The following is an 18,151-nucleotide window of genomic DNA, read 5'->3' as shown; positions in this document are numbered from 1 at the left end:
TATTGCGTTGACCCATCCTGTGGCGAATGGGCCGGTACCGAGTTGGACTGTGAAGAATCCAGTATTACCGCAAAATAATCCGAGTTTGTTCTGAGAATCAACATCGTTCTTTTACTGCATAGAACACGCTCTATTACTATAAAAACTGTGTGGTTTAGGAGGGCATAGACAGACCCGCTGACGGGTCTCCGACGGGTGACCATGGGGGAGTACGGTGCCCGACGTGAGTGAGCCCCTCCATCGAGCCCTCGGACTCACCGATGATGAGGCTGAACAGATCGACTCGATTCTGGGCCGTCGGGCCAACGGACTCGAGTTGGCCATGTACTCGGTTATGTGGTCTGAGCACTGTTCCTACAAGAGCAGCCGCATCCATCTGAAGCGCCTGCCGACAGAAGCGCCTTGGGTGTTGGTTGGACCGGGCGAGAACGCGGGCGTGGTCGACGTGGGCGACGGCATCGCGGCCGCGATCCGGATCGAGTCGCACAACCACCCATCGGCCATCGAGCCCTACCAGGGCGCGGCTACCGGCGTGGGTGGCATCCTCCGGGACATCTTCACCATGGGTGCCCGCCCAATAGCCCTTATGGACCCCCTGCGGTTCGGTCCGCTTGACGATGCTCGCAGTCGCTGGATCGCCGAGGGCGTGGTGTCGGGCGTATCGGGCTACGGCAACGCGGTGGGCGTCCCCACCGTCGGCGGCGAGGTCGTTTTCGACCGGACCTACCAAGGAAACCCGCTGGTCAACGTGCTCTGCCTGGGCATCCTGCCCACAGAGCGTCTTGTTCTCGGTCAAGCCTCTGGCGTGGGCAACCTGGCCGTGTTGCTGGGTTCCAGTACCGGGCGAGACGGTATCGGCGGAGTCAGCGTGCTGGCCTCGGCGGGCTTCTCGGCCGAGGACGATGGCGACAAGCGCCCCAGCGTCCAGGTCGGCGACCCGTACGAGGAGAAGCGTCTTATCGAGGCCTGCCTCCAGTTGCTGGACGAAGGCCTTGTGGTCGGCATCCAGGACCTGGGCGGTGCCGGCCTGACCTGCGCCACGAGTGAAACCGCGTCGCGTGGCGGTGTTGGCATGGACGTCGACGTCTCGGCTGTGCACCGGCGTGAGTCCGGCATGGAGGCCCACGAGGTCATGACCAGCGAATCCCAGGAGCGGATGCTGGCCATTGTCGAGCCCGAAGGCCTCGACCGGGTTCTGGCTATCTGTGAGCGGTGGGAGGTGGCATCCACGGTGATCGGCCGAGTTACCGAGGGCGGCGCCCTGCGCATTCTGGACGGCTTCGACGGCGAGGTACTGGCTGACGTACCGGCCGCCTCGCTCCATGAGGATGCTCCCCTCTACGACCGACCTCGCAGCGCTCCGGCCGAGCCTCGGGGTCCGATGGCCGACGGGCTTGCCCCGCCGGTCGACATGGGGGCCGACCTGCTCGACTTGCTGATCGATCCAGCCTGGGTGTACCGCCAGTACGACCACCAACTCTTCTTGAATACGGTGGTCGGCCCGGGAGATGACGCTTCAGTGCTGAAGCTTCGCCACCCCACCACGGGAGCCGAGACCGGACGGGCTCTGGCTATGACCACCGATGGCAACCACCGATGGTGTGCCGTGGATCCCCGTGGTGGCACGGCCCGGGTGGTCGCCGAATCGGTGTTGAACCTGGCCTGTGTGGGCGCCCGCCCGCTGGCTGTCGTGAACTGTCTCAACTTCGGTAACCCCGAGCATCCCGAGGTCATGTGGCAACTGTCCGAAGCCATCGACGGATTGGCCGAGGCTTGTGAGGCCTTCGGTGCTCCGGTGATCGGTGGCAACGTCAGCCTCTACAACGAGTCGGCCGGCAACGACATCGACCCCACTCCGGTCATCGGCCTGCTCGGCATGGTCGACGACCTGGACCGGCGCCCCCCCGGTGCCACCCTCGTGGACGGCCATCGTCTGGTCCTGATCGGGCCCCACGACGTCTCGCTCGGTGGTTCACTCTGGGGATCGGCGCACGACGCCCCCGGTGGCATCTTGGCGCCTCTGGACTTCGACCTACACCAGCGGGTGGCTGACCTCATCCGTACTCTGGTTGCCGACGGCATGGTCGACGGCGTACACGACCTGTCGGCTGGTGGGCTGGGGGTAGCGGTGGCTGAGATGGTGGCCCGGTCCGGCGTGGGTGCCCATCTGGCACGGGTGCCCGACCATCGGGCGTTATTCGGCGAGGGCCCCAGTCGGGTCATGTGCTGTGTCGATCCGGAACGCCTCACCGATGTGTTGGCTGCCACTGAGGCTGCCGCCGTACCGGCCACCCGGATCGGTCTGGCCACTGGCGACCGCCTCATCGTGAAGGGTCTTCTGGATGTAGCCGTCGACGATGTGCGACAAGCTCACGAGGATCGATTGCCCGAGGCCCTGGGCGCCGGAACTACGAACCGATGACCGCTGCGCCCGTCGACCAGGAGAACCTCCCGGCGGCCGGTGCGGACGACGACACCCCTCGTGAGGCGTGTGGCGTTTTCGGTGTCTATGCGCCTGGCCAGCCCGTCGCCCACCTGACGTACCTCGGCCTCTACGCCTTGCAGCACCGCGGTCAGGAGTCGGCCGGTATGGCGGTCAGCGACGGCGAGGCCCTCACGGTTGTCAAGGACATGGGCTTGGTGTCCAACGCCTTCGACGACCGGACGTTGGCCGCCCTCACCGGCGACCTGGCCATTGGCCAGACCCGATATTCGACCACCGGATCCAGCACGTGGCGAAACGCTCAACCGGTCTACCGGGGTGTCGACCGCGTCGAGTTCGCGTTAGGCCACAACGGCAATCTGGTCAACACCGAGGCCTTGGCCGCCGAGGCCGGGATGCTTCCCGGAGCTATCACGTCCGACACCGACCTCATGGCCGAGCTTTTGGCCACCGAACTAGCCAGCCACGCCGACCTGCCACAGGCCGAGGCCATGGACGCTGCCCTGACCGCCGTACTTCCTCGACTCCACGGCGCGTTCTCACTGGTCATTGCCGACCACGAGCGGGTCATCGGCGTTCGTGACCCGAATGGCTTCCGGCCCCTCTGTCTGGGGCGTCTGGACGGTGGTTGGGTACTCGCGTCTGAGTCGCCGGCGCTGGACGTAATCGGGGCCCACATGGTTCGTGAACTGGATCCCGGCGAGGTAGTGGTCATCGACGACACGGGTTGGCGTTCGCTCCGACCGTTCGACGACGACGCCATCGACCCCAAGCTCTGCCTGTTCGAGTTCGTCTACTTCGCTCGCCCCGACGCCGTCCTGTACGGACAGAGCGTGCATCATGCCAGGGTCCGTATGGGTGAGATGTTGGCTGACCAGGCACCGGTGGAGGCGGACCTGGTGATGGGGGTACCTGAGTCGGGGATGCCCGCTGCTGAGGGGTATGCGCGGGCCAGCGGTATCCCGTACGGCCAGGGTCTGGTCAAAAACCGCTACATCGGCCGGACCTTCATCGCTCCCACCCAGGCCCTCCGGTCCGCGGCGGTGCGCATGAAGCTCAACCCGTTGCGCGACACCATCGAGGGGCAACGCCTGGTGGTGGTCGACGATTCGATAGTGCGGGGTACCACCACAAGGGCCATGGTGCGGATGCTTCGCGACGCTGGCGCGGCGGAGGTCCACATGCGGGTCTCGTCGCCGCCCTACCGCTGGCCGTGCTTCTACGGCATGGACACCGGCACTCGTGGCGAACTCCTGGCCGCCAATCTCACCGTGGACGAGATCCGCGAGTATCTCGAGGTGGACAGCCTCACCTATCTGAAGTTGGACCACCTCTTAGAGGCCACTGGCACGGTGGGCGCCGGGTTCTGTGATGCCTGTCTGACTGGGACCTACCCGATCGAGATTCCGGTGAACCTTTCCAAGGCGGTACTCGAGGGGGCGGCTGGCGCCCCCGCCCCCGAGCGGGCCATGCCGATCGGCGATGGTGATGCGAAGGCCGAACTCCCGACCGATACCGCCAACCGCCTATTCGGACGCAGTTGATGGACTCAGACTGGTGACCTCGTCAGTGGAAAGCGGAGCGGGAGAGAGCTATCTGGCATCCGGGGTTGATATCGATGCCGGTGAGGAAGCCGTGAAACGCATCGGTCCGCTGGTGCGGAGCACTTACCGGCCCGAGGTCATGGGTGACATCGGCGGCTTCGGCGGTCTGTTCGACATCGGTCGCTCGGGCTACCGGGATCCGTTACTGGTGTCGGCCACCGACGGGGTGGGTACTAAGTCCGAGATCGCGCGCGAGACCGGTCGGCTTGACTCCATTGGTCGCGACTTGGTGGCCATGTGCGTGGACGACCTCGTTTGCGCAGGCGCCGCTCCTCTTTTCTTCCTGGACTATCTGGCCGTCGGTCGTCTCGACCCGGTCGCCGCCGAGTCCCTGGTGGCCGGTATCGCCGACGGGTGTGCCGAGGCGGGCTGTGCACTCATCGGCGGCGAGATGGCTGAGCATCCAGGCGTCATGGCTGCCGATCAGTTTGACCTTGTGGGCTTCGCTGTGGGGGCCGTCGAGCGGGATGCCCTGCTGGACGGGACTGCGGCGGTGGCCGGCGACGTTCTGGTCGGCATTGAATCTCCCAACCTGCGGTCCAACGGGTTCTCGCTGGCTCGCCGCCTGGTCTTCGACGTGGCCGGCCGGTCGCTCGACGATCCTGCATGGGAGGGTGCGTCGACCACTTTGGCTGACGAGATGCTTGCTCCGAGCGTGATCTACGCCCCGGCGGTGGTGGCCGCCCTGGCTGCCCACGAGATCCATGCCGTGGCCCACGTAACCGGCGGAGGCTTGCCCGGCAACCTGCCGCGGGTCATGGATAATACGCTCGATGCGGTGGTGGACCGCTCCACGTGGGAAGTACCGCGGTTCTTTTGCGAACTGCAGAACATGGGCGACGTGTCCGACGACGAGATGGACCGGGTGTTCAACATGGGCCTCGGGATGGTGCTGGCCGTGCCTGATCGTGACGCCGATGCGGTGGTGGCCATGCTGGCCTCCCACGATCGACCGGCTCGGGTGGTCGGTGAACTGACGGCCGGTAGCGGTCAGGTACGGATGAATGGGACGAGGCAAGGGGGCATCGGATCGTGAGCGACCGTGAGGCGTTGATCGCCCATCTGCTGGAGCACTCCATCCGCACCGGGGACTTCACCCTCAAGTCGGGACGAAAGAGCACGTGGTTCTGCGACGCCAAGCAGACGGCCTGTCGGGCTGAGGGGATCCTGCTGGTGGCTGATGCTGCGCTGGCTGAAATCGACTCCTTGGATGCCGCCGCGGCCGAAGGCGTCGGCCCTATCACGGCCATTGGCGGTCTTACCGCCGGGGCGGACCCGGTTGCCTTCGGGATCGCCGCCGTGGCTGCTACCCGTGGTCGGTATCTCCGGTCGTTCAGCATCCGTAAGGAGTCCAAGGACCACGGGGTCCAGGGTCGATTGGCCGGTGCCCTGCTGCCTGGCGACCGGGTGGTCATAACCGAGGACACCGTCACCCGGGGGACATCCCCGCTGGAGGCGGCAGCGGCAGTTCGGGCACTGGGTGCCGAACCGGTGGCAGTGCTGCCCATCGTTGATCGGGGTGGCACGTGTGGGCCGGCAGCCGCTGAGATGGGCATCGCCTTCCGACCACTGGTGACTGCCCTGGACCTCGGCTTTCCCTACGAGGGGCCCTGACTCTCTGATTGGGATTTTCCTGATCGGGGCGTTCCTGTGGGTCACTCCTAGGCTCGTCCGATGCCCTTCCTCCCCACCGCGGCCTATTCCATCCACCTCCAGGTGGCATTGGACAATGTGCCCAACACTCTGGGTCGTCTGGCCACCGCCATTGGTGAGGCCGGCGCCAACATCATGTCGATGGGCGGATTCGACGTCCGTGGCGATCTCCTGGTCAACGACGTGGTGGCCAACTGCCGTGACGAGGACCACGCGGCGGCGGTCGTCACGGCCATCGAGAACCAGGCCGGGGTGGAGATCCTCCACTGGTACGACCGCACCTTCGACATGCACGTGGGCGGCAAGATCGAGGTCGTGTCCCTGGCCAAGGTGAATGATCGCCACGATCTGTCGATGGCGTACACGCCTGGCGTGGCCCGGGTCTGCATTGCCATCCACGATGAACCAGCTCGGGCCCACGAACTGACCATCAAGAAGAACACGGTCGCCGTGGTCACCGACGGCACTGCCGTGCTGGGTCTGGGCGACATCGGTCCGGCGGCCGCCATGCCGGTCATGGAGGGCAAGGCACTGCTGTTTAAGGAGTTCGCGGGCGTCGACGCGTTCCCGATCTGCCTGGACGTCACCGACCCGCAGGAGATCATCGACACAGTGATTCGGTTGGCCCCCACCTTTGGTGGCATCAACCTGGAGGACATCGCGGCTCCTGCCGCTTTCCACGTGGAGGAGGCCCTACGGACCGCCCTGGACATCCCGGTGTTCCATGACGATCAGCACGGCACGGCCGTGGTCACCCTGGCCGCCCTGTGGAATGCCTGCCGACTTACCGGCCGCGACATGGGCGACCTGTCGGTGGTGATCGCCGGCATGGGAGCCGCTGGGGTAGCGGTGGGCAAGATCTTGCTGGACGCGGGGGTGGGCGAGATCGTCGGGGTGGACCGGATGGGTGCCGTCTACTCGGGGCGCGACAACCTGAACGTTGCCAAGGAGTGGTTCGCCGACCACACCAATCCTGATCGGAAGATGGGAAGCTTGAAGGATGTGCTGGTCGGCACCGACGTGTTCGTTGGTGTGAGTGGCCCCGGCCTGATCGACGCTGCCGACCTGCGGACCATGAATCCCGATCCGATCGTGTTCGCCATGGCCAACCCCGAGCCTGAGATCCATCCAGAGGAGGCCGACGGGCTCGCCGCGGTGATGGCCACGGGGCGAAGTGACTATCCGAACCAGATCAACAACGTGCTGGCCTTCCCCGGGATCTTCCGTGGAGCGTTGGATGTAGGCGCCACCGACATCACCGAGAACATGAAGCTGGCCGCCGCCCGGGCCATTGCCGACTCGGTGTCGGAAGCCGACCTGAAGCCCTCGTTCGTGGTGCCGTCGGTGTTTGACAAGTCGGTGCCCTACCGGGTTGCCGAGGCCGTGGCCGCCGCGGCGGTCGCCGACGGGGTCTGCCGGACTTGACCACGCCTGGGCCCCGAACCAACCAGTTCCCCTGATCGTGCTGATCCGCGCCGTCACCTTCGACCTCTGGAACACCCTCCTCACTAGCGTCCCCGGGGGTCTGGAGATCCGTCGTCGGCACTGGCAGGAGGTCATCGACGAGCGAAAGCTCGATATCCCGGCCGAGCTTCTGTGGGGGGTGCTGTCGATACTGCCCGACCGGTTTGAGACCGAGTGGCGAGCGGGTAGGCACTACGGACCGGAGCGTGCGCTCGATGAGTGCTTCGTCGCATTCGGTGATCGGCTGGAAGGTGGAGATCGCCAGGCCCTCGCCGCCGCGTTTGATTTCGCGTCGTACCAACTACGGGTGATGTCGGTGCCGGACGCGGCGGACGTCTTGTCCGCCGTGGCGAGAAGCGGTGTAGCCGTCGGGATCATCTCGGACACGAATCTGGCCATAGGGCGGCATTTGAGGACGTACCTCGCCGAACACGGCATTTTGGAGCACGTGGCGTTCGCCGCCTTCTCCGATGAGGTAGGCGTCTACAAGCCCGACCCGGCCATCTTCCGGGCCGCCATGGACGGCCTGGGCATCGACGACCCAACGACCATCGTCCACGTGGGCGATCTGAAGCGGACCGATGTAGCTGGGGCCCGCGCCATAGGCATGGGAACAGTGCGGTTTCGGGGGGCGCTGGACGATCTGGAAGATGGTGCTGAGGCCGACCACGTCATCGACTGCCTGGCCGACCTGTCCAGGCTGTTCCCCGCGCTGGTTGCTGGCTCCTGAGCGGCCCGGTGGTTCCGGATCTCAGTCGAACATGATGACGGAACGCAAGGTGGCTCCCGCCTTGAGCTCGGTGTAGCCGTCGTTCACCTCGTCGAGGGTGATGTGGGCCGAGACCAGTCGGTCCAGTTCAAGACGACCTTCCAGGTAGTGGCGGGCCAGATTGGGCATCTCCACCTTGAAGTTGGAGTTGCCCATGAACAGGCCCCTAAGTCCCTTGGCCTGGAGCACCATGAGCGCTCCGGGCACGGTCATGGTGCTGGTGATTGGCGGGACTCCGACCAGGTAGGCGGTGCGCCCTGGGCGGATCATGGCCAGCGCCTGTTCGCCGGTCGCCGTCAGTCCGATGGCCTCAAAGGCTGCATCGACTCCGCCGCCAGTCAGGGCCTGTACCGCAGCGACCGGGTCGTCCGTCGAGGCATCGACCACGTCGGTTGCTCCGAACCCGCGGGCCGCTTCGAGCTTCTCGGCGTTGAGGTCCACCGCGATAATCCGACTGGCGCCGGCCAGCCGACAACCCTGCACGATGTTCAGACCAATGCCTCCGCAGCCGATAACGGCCACCGTTTCGCCCGGACGGATCTGCGCGCCGTTGGTGGCTGAGCCCACACCGGTCATCACGGCACAGCCGATGAGGGCGGCCACGTCGAAGGGCACGGCCGGGTCGACGGCGACCACGCCATTCTCGTGCACCAATATCTGCTCGGCGAACGCCCCGAGCCCGGCCATGGGGAGCACTGGAGTGCCGTCAAGCGACAGTGTCGGTTCCAGTTCGGGCCCGCGGGCTAGGTCGTGACGGTTCGAGCAGATGAACACGCGACCCACGTGACACTCGGGGCACACGCCGCAGAACTGAGTCAGACAGGTGATTACGTGGTCGCCTGGAGCGAAGGCCGTCACGTCAGGTCCGACCGCTTCCACGATGCCCGAGGCCTCGTGGCCAAGCGCCGCGGGCAGCGACGGTAGCGGGAGCAGCCCCTCGATCACGTGGAGGTCGCTGTGGCAGAGGCCTGACGCCTTCGTTCGGATCAGAACCTCGCGGCCAATCGGCTTGGCGATGGTCAGATCTTCGACGACGAGGTCGCCGGGGGCTTCGTGGAGGACGGCGGCACGCATGGGGCTCCGGTGGTGGTCAGGGTTCGATTAGGGAAAGATTAGGAGGTTAGCCGCTTGGCTAACCATCCGCCGGTTCGGGTTAGGGTCGATCAGTGACTCCGATCGAGATCGTCCTCGTGGTGGTCGCCGTCGCTGCGGGTTCCCTCGTCCAGGCCTCGGCGGGCATCGGCATTGCCCTGGTCGCCAGCCCGGTGCTCATGGCCGTGGATCCGGCGTTCGTTCCCCTTCCCCTCATCCTGGGTGGAACGGTCGTCGGTATCCGCAATGTCACGATGGAGTTCTCGGGTTTCGATGCAAAGCGATGGCGGAAGTGCCTTCTGGGGGCACCGGTCGGACTGGTCTTGGGCGAGCTGGCGCTGGCCGGCCTCTCGGAGCGGGGTCTGACGCTGGCTGTGGGGGTGCTGGTCGTGCTGTCGGTGGTGGCAGTGGGGTCCGGTTGGAAACCCCCGAGCCGACGATGGATGTCGGTGCTGGCCGGCGTGCTGACGGCGTTCACGCTTCGGGTGGCCGCCCTTCCGGGACCGCCCTACGCCATCCTCCACCACGATGACCCTCCCCAGGTCCTGAGGCCCAACCTCGCGGGTTTCGTCATGGTGCTGAGCGCCGTGGTGACCGTGCGCCTGTTGGTCGGTGGGGCGATCGACGGCGCCGAGGTGGGGCGGATCGCGCTCGTCATGGGTTCCGCCGTCATCGGTCTGGTGTTGGCACCTCCGGTTCGCCGATGGGTGGACAGCGAGTGGTTCCGACCGGTGCTCCTGGGGATCTGTGGTCTTGGTGGTCTGGCAACCATCGTGGGGGCCCTGACCTGACTTCATGAACGGGATGACATGACGATGAGGTGGCGGACCTGCTGTTCCATGGTTCAACCCAAGCCACCCCACTCCCGGGGCAAGGTGATGCCGAACAGGTCCGTCTTGGCCTGGTGGTCAACCAGCGGCGGCGGCACCTCGCCGAGTTCCACCATGCCCACTTCACCGGTGCTCAACTCCTCGTCAGTGAAGCGTCGGATGCGGTCTAGGTGGGCATTGAAGTCCAGATTGAGGATGTCGGTTTCGGTCGTGAGGAGATCAGGATGGCCGGTTGCCTGAGGTTAGCCATATGGCTAACCTCAGCACGCGCTTGTTACCGAAACCACTGACAGCGCCTGACCGATCGAGGACATCATGACCCATCACAAAGTCGATGACCACACGCCCGACAACCCCGTTCTCCTCGAGGTCAAGGACGGGTTGGCCACCATTGTCCTGAATCGACCGGGGAGGAAGAACGCCATAGTCGGACCGTTGTCCGATGCTCTGGCCGCCTGCTTTGCCGAGGCCTCCGACCGGGATGACGTTGGGGCCGTCCTCCTACACGGCGCTGGCGGTGGGTTCTGTTCGGGCCTCGACCTCACGGAGTACAACGCCGATCCGCCGCCGACCTGGATCGGGACGGCGAGTTCGTCGTTCGCTGCTGCCCACCGGGCCATTGCCGAGTGTCCGGTCCCGGTCGTGGGCGCGCTGGAACGGTTTGCCATCAACGGTGGAGCGGGGCTTGCCCTGGCCTGTGACCTTCTGGTGGCCGGCGAGGGGGCGTTCCTTCAAGTCGGCGAGGTCCGTCAGGGCATGCCGGCCGCCATGAACCTGGCCTGGCTGTCGGGCCGACATCCTCTCTCCGTGATCCATCAGATCACCCTTTCCGGCCGTCGGTTCAGCGGTCTGGACTTGCATCGTCTAGGGATCGCCCTCGACGTGGTGGCTGACGACGAGGTCCTCGACGCAGCCCGAAGGCTGGCACTCGAGATCGCCGGATTCCCCGGATCGGCGGGCCGGATGATGAAGGAGCACACCGCCGGCATGGTCGCCGATGTGGTCACCAGTGCGGATCGCATCGATCGGGGAGCCGCCCTCCTCGCCGCGGCCGGCCAACTTCGGCCGGCGCGGACTTGATGGGCGTCGATCCCGACGGGGAACCGTCCTCCCGGACGGCGCTGCTCGATGCGGCCATCCGGTTGATGTCGGAGCGTCCCCCGTCGACGGTCACCGGTCGGGCACTGGCCGAAGAGGCTGAGGTCAACTACGGCCTAGTCCACTACTACTTCGAGTCGTCCGGCGACCTGCTCAGAGCCGCCCGAGGTCGGCATGGTTCCCGGCTTCTGGCCGATTCAATGGCGGGCGGCACCCGACCCATTCCATTGAACCAGGTCGTCTCAGACCGGGAGATCTTCGGCTTTGCTGCTCACGTCGCCCTTGAGGGTGGGTACGACGACGAGGACGTTTCGCACCCGGTCTTTGACGCCATGCTCGGGATGGCCACCGAGGGCGACCAGGACGGCGACCCCGTCCACCACCGGGCCACCGTGGCAGCCATCGTCTTGCTCCAGTTGGGTTGGCCGGTGTTCGTCGAACACAACGCCACGGGGCTTGGCTTGGACCTCGAAGCGGACGGTGAGGTGATCCGGGACCGGTTTTTCACCGTGCTCGAATCGCTGTACCGGTCGATCGGGGTGGAGGTCGAGCGATGACCACCGGCGGTTCTTCCCCCAAGGGTGCCGACGAGGTCCGAGAGGCGCTGGTGGCCGCCGCGGCCCGTCTCCTAGGCCATTCGGCACCTAAGCGGATCTCCGGGCGAGCTCTCGCTGAGGAGGCCGGTGTCAACTACGGCTTGGTCCATCACTACTTCGGCGGGAAGGAGGCTCTGCTCCGTGCGGGGTTCGATCGTCTCACGGAGTCTTATGCCGCTGTGGAGGAGTTGGATACCTCGGGTCGGGTGGAACCGTTTTCTCTCCTGCGGGCACCAGAATTCGTCCGGGCCGTGGCCTACGCGTCGTTGTCCGGTGAAGCCGACCGCACCCACGTGACCCATCCCACGCTGGATGTGGCTGTAGAGCAGACCCTCGAGACGCGGACTGGCGAGGATGAGACGGAGGTCCGGGTCGACGTGGGCATTGCCACGGTGTTCCATCTCGCCCGCTGCCTCTTTGCTACGACAATGGATCCGTGGATCGCCAGGGGTGGCGAGGATCCGCTCCTCGCTGAAGAGGTGGAGGAACGACTGGCGTTGATCCTCCGGTCGTTGTCGCTCGGTCTAGACCCGGGTACGGCAGCCCGTGGGGAACGGGAGCCGTTCAGACGTTCTTCGGTATCTGACTGAACGGGGTATCACGGTTGCCGGCCGGCTCCCGGGGAAGGCCGAGGACCCGTTCGCCGAGGGTGTTCTTCTGGATCTCGTCGGTACCTCCGGCCAGCGAGAGGGCAGGTGAGTCGCAGATCCCATAGGCCCAGTGCGAGCCATCGGCGTCGGCGAATCGGCCCGTTTGGGTGGTGCCCATCCGAGAGCCGTCCCAGGCGATACCTCCGGGCCAGGCCAGCCCGGCGGCCACATGGGCCGCCGTGTGTCCCTGCTGGGTCCGCCAGAGCTTTGTGATCGATGGATGGATTCCCGTGCGGAGGTTCAGCCATTCGATGAGCCTCGTCCCGGTGGCCAGACGGGCCAGATTCTGACGCACGACAGGATCTTGGGATCGCCCGTTGGCCTGGGCCAGTTCGATGAGCCGGTCGGTTGGAATGGGCTGGCGCCCGCTTCCCTTGCCGAGCGAGGAACGTTCGTACGCGAGGAGAGCGACAGCCATCTTCCAGCCGTTTCCCGGGCCCCCGACGACCCAGTCGACGGGGACCCGGGCCTCGTCCATGAAGACTTCGTTGAAGTGGGCCACGTCCGTCATCTGGTGGAGGGCCCGGACCACCACGCCCGGTTGGCGCATTGGAAGTACCAGCATGGAGATGCCGGTGTGCTTGGGGACGTCCCAGTCGGTCCGAGCCAGCAGGATGCCGAAGTCGGCGTGGTCGGCACCCGAGGTCCATACCTTCTGACCGGTGACCAGCCATTCGTCACCGTCGCGGACCGCACGGGTGGTCAGGCCAGCTAGGTCCGATCCGGCACCCGGCTCGGAATAGAGCTGGCACCAGTGCTCGTCGCCCCGGAGCCCGGGGCCGAGGAACCGTTGGCGTAGTTCAGGGCTTCCGTGGTCGCGGATGGTGGGTAGGCACATGTCCAGGCCGATGCTGAATCCAGAACCACCGTCATCGGTGGTCCGGCCTTCGGCCTCCTGGCGGTAGACGTCGACGAAGCGACGGTCCAGGCCTCGACCTCCGTCGGCGACCGGGTAGTCCAGAGCGCCCAGCCCGGCGTCGTAGCGCGCCGCCAGGAAGGCTCGGCCCCGGTCCAGACGGGAGAGTCCGGGGGCGACCGGGCGTCGGTCGTATTCGTGGAGGAAGGATTGGACCTCGGCCCTGAACTCGGCAAAGGCGGCGCCGGCAGTCATATCGTTGGGGAAGTCACTCATGTGACCGCATGTTAGCCAGATGGCCAAGAATGGGGCCACTGGCCAGCCCCAGCGAGCCCAGTTCTTGCCCGCAGAGTTGGAGATCCTGACCAATGACCGCCGTCCCCCGTCCCACCCCGCCCTACAAGGGAACCATCGGGCGCCTCACCGAGGACTGCGTACCCGACCCGATCGTCCTGGACTCCGCCCCGGAGGACGCTCCCAATGTCGTGCTCGTGCTGCTCGACGACGTTGGCTTCGGGTCGTTCGGGGCCTTCGGAGGCCCGGTCCCGGCGCCCGGGCTGGAACGGGTGGCCGCCGAGGGACTGCGCTTCAACCGTTTCCACACGACGGCCATCTGCGCTCCCACCCGGGCCTCGATGCTGACCGGTCGAAACCACCACACCGTCCACATGGGTCGAATCACCGAGGCGGCCAATGGCTTTCCAGCTTACGACTCGATCATTCCTCGCGAAGCGGCCACCGTGGCCGAGGTGCTACGCCAGAACGGCTACACCACCGGCATGTTTGGCAAGGGCCACCTCACCCCATCATGGGAGACCGGCCCGGCCGGGCCGTTCGACCGTTGGCCTACCGGCCTGGGGTTCGACCGCTTCTATGGGTTCCCCGGAGCCGAGACCTCGCAGTTCGAACCTGACCTGTACGACCAGACCACACCAATCGCCCCCTACGAGGGGCGCGATGACTACCACCTCACCGAGGACATGGCCGATAAGGCCATCGAGTGGATGCAGCGGGTCAAGGCCCACCGGCCCGACAAGCCGTTCCTCTGCTATTTCTCGCCGGGGGCCGTCCACACCCCCCTCCAGGTACCGGACGCATGGCTGGACCGCTTCAGTGGGTTCTTCGACGAGGGGTGGGACGACCTCCGCCAGTCCATCTTCGAGCGGCAACTCGAGATGGGTGTCATCCCGTCGGGCACGGTTAACACATCCCGCCCTGACGTGGTCCCATCATGGGACGAGTACCCCGACCGGTATAAGCCGGTGGCCCGCCGCCTCATGGAGGTGTTCGCCGCCTTTCTGGCTCACACTGATGCTCAGGTGGCCCGCCTAATCGACGCTCTCGAGGGCATTGGCGAGTGGGAGAACACACTCTTTATCTACGTCACCGGCGACAACGGGGCGTCGGCCGAGGGTCGTATCGACGGCACCTGGTCGCTACCGGCCCTCCAGAACGGTTTCGAGGAGGACCCGGAGTTTCTGCTCCAACACATCAACGACTTCGGGACCGAGCACAGTGAATGCCACTACAACGTGGGTTGGGCATGGGCACTGGACGCGCCTTTCCAGTGGATGAAGCAGGTGGCATCGCATTTCGGCGGCACACGCAATGGGCTGGCCGTGTCGTGGCCCCGTCGTATCACCGACGCCGGAGCAATTCGAGACCAGTTCCACCACGTCATCGATCTTGCCCCCACCATCCTCGCCGCGGCGGGTATCGAGCCACCGACCTCGGTGAACGGGATCGACCAGATGCCCATCGAGGGCCAGTCGATGTTGGCGTCGTTCACCGATCCCGGGGTGGAGGGCCGACGTACCCAGTACTTCGAGATGATGGGCAACCGCGGCATCTACCACGAAGGTTTCATGGCGTCGTGTTTCCACGGCCGGTTGCCGTGGATCCGGTTCGGCTCGGTTCCCTTCGACGGTCCACAGGAATCGTGGGAACTCTATGACCTGCGTGAGGACTTCTCCCAGAGCCACGATCTGGCCGACGAGCGACCCGAGTTGCTGGCGGAGATGCGTGACCTGTTTGACGCCGAGTGTCTGCGAAACGGGGTGTACCCGCTGCGAGACGCGGCGATGAACCTGGATCCGGCGATGCGAGCACCGTCGGTGCCGGTCGGGGTCACCCGGATGACCTACACCACGGCGCACGTTCGGATGCCCGAGCGGGTCGTCCTGAACATCAAGAATCGCTCTTACCGGATCACCTGTGACCTCGAGGTGCCTGAGGGGACGCCAGAAGGGGTCATCGTCTGTCAGGGCGGGAGCTTCAACGGTTGGGCGATCTACCTCGACGAAGGTCGGCCGACGTGGCATTACAACCTCTATGGCCATGTCCGTACCACAGTCGCCGCAGTCGAACCGTTGGCACCCGGCCGCCGGGAGGTAGCGCTGTTGTTCGATTCGGACGGAGGCTTCGGCGCCGGTGGTACCGCTACGTTGGCGGTGGACGGTCAGGTCGTGGGCCAGGCTCGTCTTGAACAGACGGTGCCCGTGGTGTTTGCCATGGGGGGCGAGAGCTTCGACGTAGGTACCGACACCGGATCACCGGTGGGGCCCTACCCCCATGGGTTCACGTGCACGGCCACCATCGGTAGCGTCACCGTCGAGTTGCTGAGCGAGGTGGACGAGACCACCCGGACCGCCGTGGCCGCCGGGATATTCCACGCCGAGTCGGTCGCCCAGTAGCGCCCTAGGAAAACGTGACTGGGAGGATGCGGGGTCCGCGCACCTGGCCGCCGGCCCACGTCACGGCGTCTGGATCTGACAGCGTGAACTCGGGGATGCGTTCCATCCAGGTCTTGAGCGCTACTTCCATCTCCATTCGGGCCAGGTTCGAGCCCGCACACCGGTGGATGCCGATACCAAAGGCCACGTGTCGGTTCCGCTGGCGGTCCAGATGCACCTCGTGGGCGTCCTCGAAGTGGTCGGGGTCGTGGTTGGCGCCAGGGAAGTTCATGAGAATCTTGTCGCCCTTCTTGAACTTCACCCCGCCGTATTCGATGTCCTCGGCTGCGTTACGGGCCATGGTCACCGGGGCGTAGAAACGCAGCAGCTCCTCGACCGCGGTGTTCCACAGGTCGGGCTCGTCGATCAGGCGTCGCCGATCGTCATCATGGCTGGCGAGGTGCCACAGGGCTGAGCCGATCGATGACCAGGTGGTGTCGATGCCGGCCACCAGCTGCAGATTGCACATGCCGATGATCACCTCGTCGGGCAGGAAGCTGCCTTCGTGCTCCGTCTGACAGAGGGCAGTGATTAGGTCGTCCTTCGGGTTGGCTCGTCGGTCAGCCACCTCGGCGGCGAAGAACTCGCGAATGATGTCGCGGTACTTGGCCCGCAGCTCGGGCTGTTGAAGGCCCAGCTCAAGCACACCGCGGACCCACTCGATGAAGTCGTCCACCATGGAGGCGTCCACGCCGAGCTTCTTGGCGATGACCCGGGGCGGGATCTGCTGGGCGTAGTCGACTGCTGCGTCGCAGCTGCCGTTCTCGATGAATCCGTCGATGAGTTCGTGGCAGAGCCGCTTGGTGTACTCGGTCTCCGCTGCGATGCCCTTGGGAGTGAAGTGGGGGAGCAGGGCCCGGCGGGTCCAATTTTGCTCAGGCGGGTCTGCGGTGATGGGGGCGGCCGCGTTGTAGCCAGTGGAGTCGCCCTTGACGAGTGCCTCGGGCAAGTCGATCACGATGGGCGACTTGGACGACAGTTCAGGAACCATCTTGGCCATGGCCTGAAGGTCGTCGTACTTCGTGGGGAGCCATGAGCCGCCGTAGCGGTCGGTGTGGGCGATCGGGCAGCGGTCTCGCATCTCGGCCCAGGCCGTGAAGGGGTCGCGCAGGTAGTCCGCGTCGAACATGTCGTAGTCGGTGGTGACATCGGAGACCGGGCAGCGCTCGGGGATGGAGGCGGCCACCGCGTCGGCAGCTGGATCGCCGTGGGTGTCGGTGGTCTTGGTCATGGATCAGCCCTCCTCGATGGTGATGGCGAACTCGGGGCAGTTGTCGACAATGAGGCGGGCCTTGTCCTGGAGTCCGGCGGGCACCTCGCCGTCGTTCAACTCGAAGGCGTTGCCTAGGTCGTCCACGTCAACCAGCTCGGGGGCCAGCGAGTAGCACCGGCTATGGCCTTCACATCTTTCGGCATCGACCTTGATCTTCATCGGTGTCATCTCCCCCGGAACCCCGGTCCATGTGTTTTCACGACCTGTAGATGCTATTAGCCGTTTGGCTAACCTCTGGAGACAGGATAGCGCGCCAGCAGACTCGTGGATAATCGGTGTTATCAACGGTTCGGGCTGATCGCCGGTACCAACAGGGGGCTACGGTCCGATTGTTCCCGGCACGGTGCCGGGCGGAAGGGGAATCGGCGATGCGGGTCATGTTGACCGGAGCGACAGGGTTCATCGGAGGCCACACGCTGGCCGCCCTGATGACGGCCGGGCACGAAGTGCGGGCACTGGTGCGCGATGGCGACAAGTTGGATCGGATGCTGGCTATGCACGGCATCGACGGTTCAGCGAACAAGGTTGAGGCCGTGCTCGGCGACATGACCGACCTCGATGCCGTGACAACTGCGCTCGAGGGCTGCGACGCCTGCGTCCATACCGCGGCGTTCACCAGTCTGGATCCCGAGCAAATGCACCACGCGCTGGAGGTCAACGCCCCCGGAGCGGTCAATGTGCTCAACGCCGCAGCGGCCGCCGAGTGTGACCCCATTGTCCACCTGTCGACCATGTCGGTGATCTTTCCGCCGACCGGTGACGTGCTCTCCGGCGACGATCCGGTGCAGGGAGGGGGAAACCCGTATAACGCATCCAAGGCGGTGGCCGAGGAACACGCACGGGCCATGCAGGACAACGGTATGCCGGTATCCATCATCTATCCGGCCGGGGTGACGGGTCCGACCGATCTGGGGCTCAACGTGCTGGCCGCCAACCTGATCCCCACGTTGCAGAGCGAGATCATGATGAGCCTGGCCTCCGGCGGGTGGCTGCTCGTCGACGTCCGGGACCTGGCGTCGGCGATGGTCGGCCTGTTGACGCCGGGTCGTGGTCCGCAGCGTTACGTGGCTGGTGGCACGTACATGGACTGG

At 65.5% G+C, this 18,151-nt stretch carries 17 protein-coding genes; 12 read left to right on the top strand and 5 right to left on the bottom strand.

Translation table 11 applies throughout. The features are described from left to right. The first annotated feature begins 223 nt into the window (after positions 1-223). Genes purL through QF777_07560 form a run of 6 tightly spaced genes read left to right on the top strand, consistent with a single transcriptional unit; the run spans position 224 to position 7,894 of the window. Positions 224-2,422 (top strand): phosphoribosylformylglycinamidine synthase subunit PurL, encoded by a 2,199-nt coding sequence (gene purL / locus QF777_07585; GenBank protein MDP6911414.1) that lies wholly within the window; start codon positions 224-226, stop codon positions 2,420-2,422. Beyond that, positions 2,419-3,987 carry an amidophosphoribosyltransferase gene (purF, locus tag QF777_07580; protein ID MDP6911413.1) on the top strand — a complete coding sequence of 523 codons (1,569 nt, stop codon included), beginning with the start codon at positions 2,419-2,421 and terminating at the stop codon, positions 3,985-3,987. The genes purL and purF overlap by 4 nt, the downstream gene beginning before the upstream one ends. A 13-nt stretch (positions 3,988-4,000) precedes the next feature. Further along, positions 4,001-5,083 carry a phosphoribosylformylglycinamidine cyclo-ligase gene (gene purM / locus QF777_07575; GenBank protein ID MDP6911412.1) on the top strand — a complete coding sequence of 361 codons (1,083 nt, stop codon included), beginning with the start codon at positions 4,001-4,003 and terminating at the stop codon, positions 5,081-5,083. Further along, positions 5,080-5,661: a hypothetical protein gene (locus QF777_07570; protein MDP6911411.1), complete on the top strand. Its 582-nt coding sequence runs from the start codon at positions 5,080-5,082 to the stop codon at positions 5,659-5,661. Before purM ends, QF777_07570 begins: the two co-directional genes overlap by 4 nt. A gap of 60 nt (positions 5,662-5,721) precedes the next feature. Then, entirely contained in the window at positions 5,722-7,125 is a 1,404-nt protein-coding gene (locus tag QF777_07565) for an NAD-dependent malic enzyme (GenBank protein MDP6911410.1), read from the top strand. Positions 7,126-7,162: 37 nt separating this feature from the next. Beyond that, on the top strand, positions 7,163-7,894 hold the full coding sequence (locus QF777_07560; GenBank protein MDP6911409.1) for an HAD family hydrolase: 732 nt from the start codon (positions 7,163-7,165) through the stop codon (positions 7,892-7,894). 21 nt (positions 7,895-7,915) lie between these two features. Here QF777_07560 and QF777_07555 read toward each other — a convergent pair whose 3' ends face one another. Next, positions 7,916-9,007 carry a Zn-dependent alcohol dehydrogenase gene (locus QF777_07555; GenBank protein ID MDP6911408.1) on the bottom strand — a complete coding sequence of 364 codons (1,092 nt, stop codon included), beginning with the start codon at positions 9,005-9,007 and terminating at the stop codon, positions 7,916-7,918. A gap of 92 nt (positions 9,008-9,099) precedes the next feature. Here QF777_07555 and QF777_07550 point away from each other — a divergent pair, with 92 nt between their 5' ends. Next, complete coding sequence (locus QF777_07550) at positions 9,100-9,816, top strand: TSUP family transporter (protein ID MDP6911407.1); 717 nt, start codon at positions 9,100-9,102, stop codon at positions 9,814-9,816. Positions 9,817-9,869: 53 nt separating this feature from the next. Here QF777_07550 and QF777_07545 read toward each other — a convergent pair whose 3' ends face one another. After that, positions 9,870-9,992, bottom strand: coding sequence for a hypothetical protein (locus QF777_07545; GenBank protein ID MDP6911406.1), 123 nt, complete (start codon positions 9,990-9,992; stop codon positions 9,870-9,872). Positions 9,993-10,170: 178 nt separating this feature from the next. Between QF777_07545 and QF777_07540 the strand changes: the two genes are divergently transcribed. Genes QF777_07540 through QF777_07530 form a run of 3 tightly spaced genes read left to right on the top strand, consistent with a single transcriptional unit; the run spans position 10,171 to position 12,139 of the window. Further along, positions 10,171-10,935, top strand: a complete 765-nt coding sequence (locus QF777_07540) for an enoyl-CoA hydratase/isomerase family protein (GenBank protein MDP6911405.1) — start codon at positions 10,171-10,173, stop codon at positions 10,933-10,935. Next, entirely contained in the window at positions 10,935-11,510 is a 576-nt protein-coding gene (locus QF777_07535) for a helix-turn-helix domain-containing protein (GenBank protein ID MDP6911404.1), read from the top strand. The genes QF777_07540 and QF777_07535 overlap by 1 nt, the downstream gene beginning before the upstream one ends. Further along, positions 11,507-12,139 carry a helix-turn-helix domain-containing protein gene (locus tag QF777_07530; GenBank protein MDP6911403.1) on the top strand — a complete coding sequence of 211 codons (633 nt, stop codon included), beginning with the start codon at positions 11,507-11,509 and terminating at the stop codon, positions 12,137-12,139. The genes QF777_07535 and QF777_07530 overlap by 4 nt, the downstream gene beginning before the upstream one ends. On the opposite strand, the gene QF777_07525 is transcribed toward QF777_07530, so the two are convergent. Next, positions 12,114-13,331, bottom strand: a complete 1,218-nt coding sequence (locus QF777_07525) for an acyl-CoA dehydrogenase family protein (GenBank protein ID MDP6911402.1) — start codon at positions 13,329-13,331, stop codon at positions 12,114-12,116. The genes QF777_07530 and QF777_07525 overlap by 26 nt on opposite strands. Before the next feature lie 92 nt (positions 13,332-13,423). Here QF777_07525 and QF777_07520 point away from each other — a divergent pair, with 92 nt between their 5' ends. Beyond that, on the top strand, positions 13,424-15,748 hold the full coding sequence (locus QF777_07520; GenBank protein MDP6911401.1) for an arylsulfatase: 2,325 nt from the start codon (positions 13,424-13,426) through the stop codon (positions 15,746-15,748). A gap of 4 nt (positions 15,749-15,752) precedes the next feature. On the opposite strand, the gene QF777_07515 is transcribed toward QF777_07520, so the two are convergent. Together QF777_07515 and QF777_07510 are read right to left on the bottom strand one after the other, a co-directional pair. Next, positions 15,753-17,018 carry a cytochrome P450 gene (locus QF777_07515; GenBank protein ID MDP6911400.1) on the bottom strand — a complete coding sequence of 422 codons (1,266 nt, stop codon included), beginning with the start codon at positions 17,016-17,018 and terminating at the stop codon, positions 15,753-15,755. A 3-nt stretch (positions 17,019-17,021) separates the two neighbouring features. Then, positions 17,022-17,219, bottom strand: coding sequence for a ferredoxin (locus QF777_07510; GenBank protein MDP6911399.1), 198 nt, complete (start codon positions 17,217-17,219; stop codon positions 17,022-17,024). A gap of 209 nt (positions 17,220-17,428) precedes the next feature. Between QF777_07510 and QF777_07505 the strand changes: the two genes are divergently transcribed. After that, the coding region (locus tag QF777_07505) for an NAD-dependent epimerase/dehydratase family protein (protein ID MDP6911398.1) at positions 17,429-18,151 on the top strand (723 nt) is incomplete at its 3' end.

It is taken from the genome of Acidimicrobiales bacterium (assembly GCA_030747595.1).
Lineage (GTDB): Bacteria > Actinomycetota > Acidimicrobiia > Acidimicrobiales > MedAcidi-G1 > UBA9410.
The sequence above is the reverse complement of the archived record's forward strand: the minus strand, read 5'-3'. Positions and strand labels throughout refer to the sequence as shown.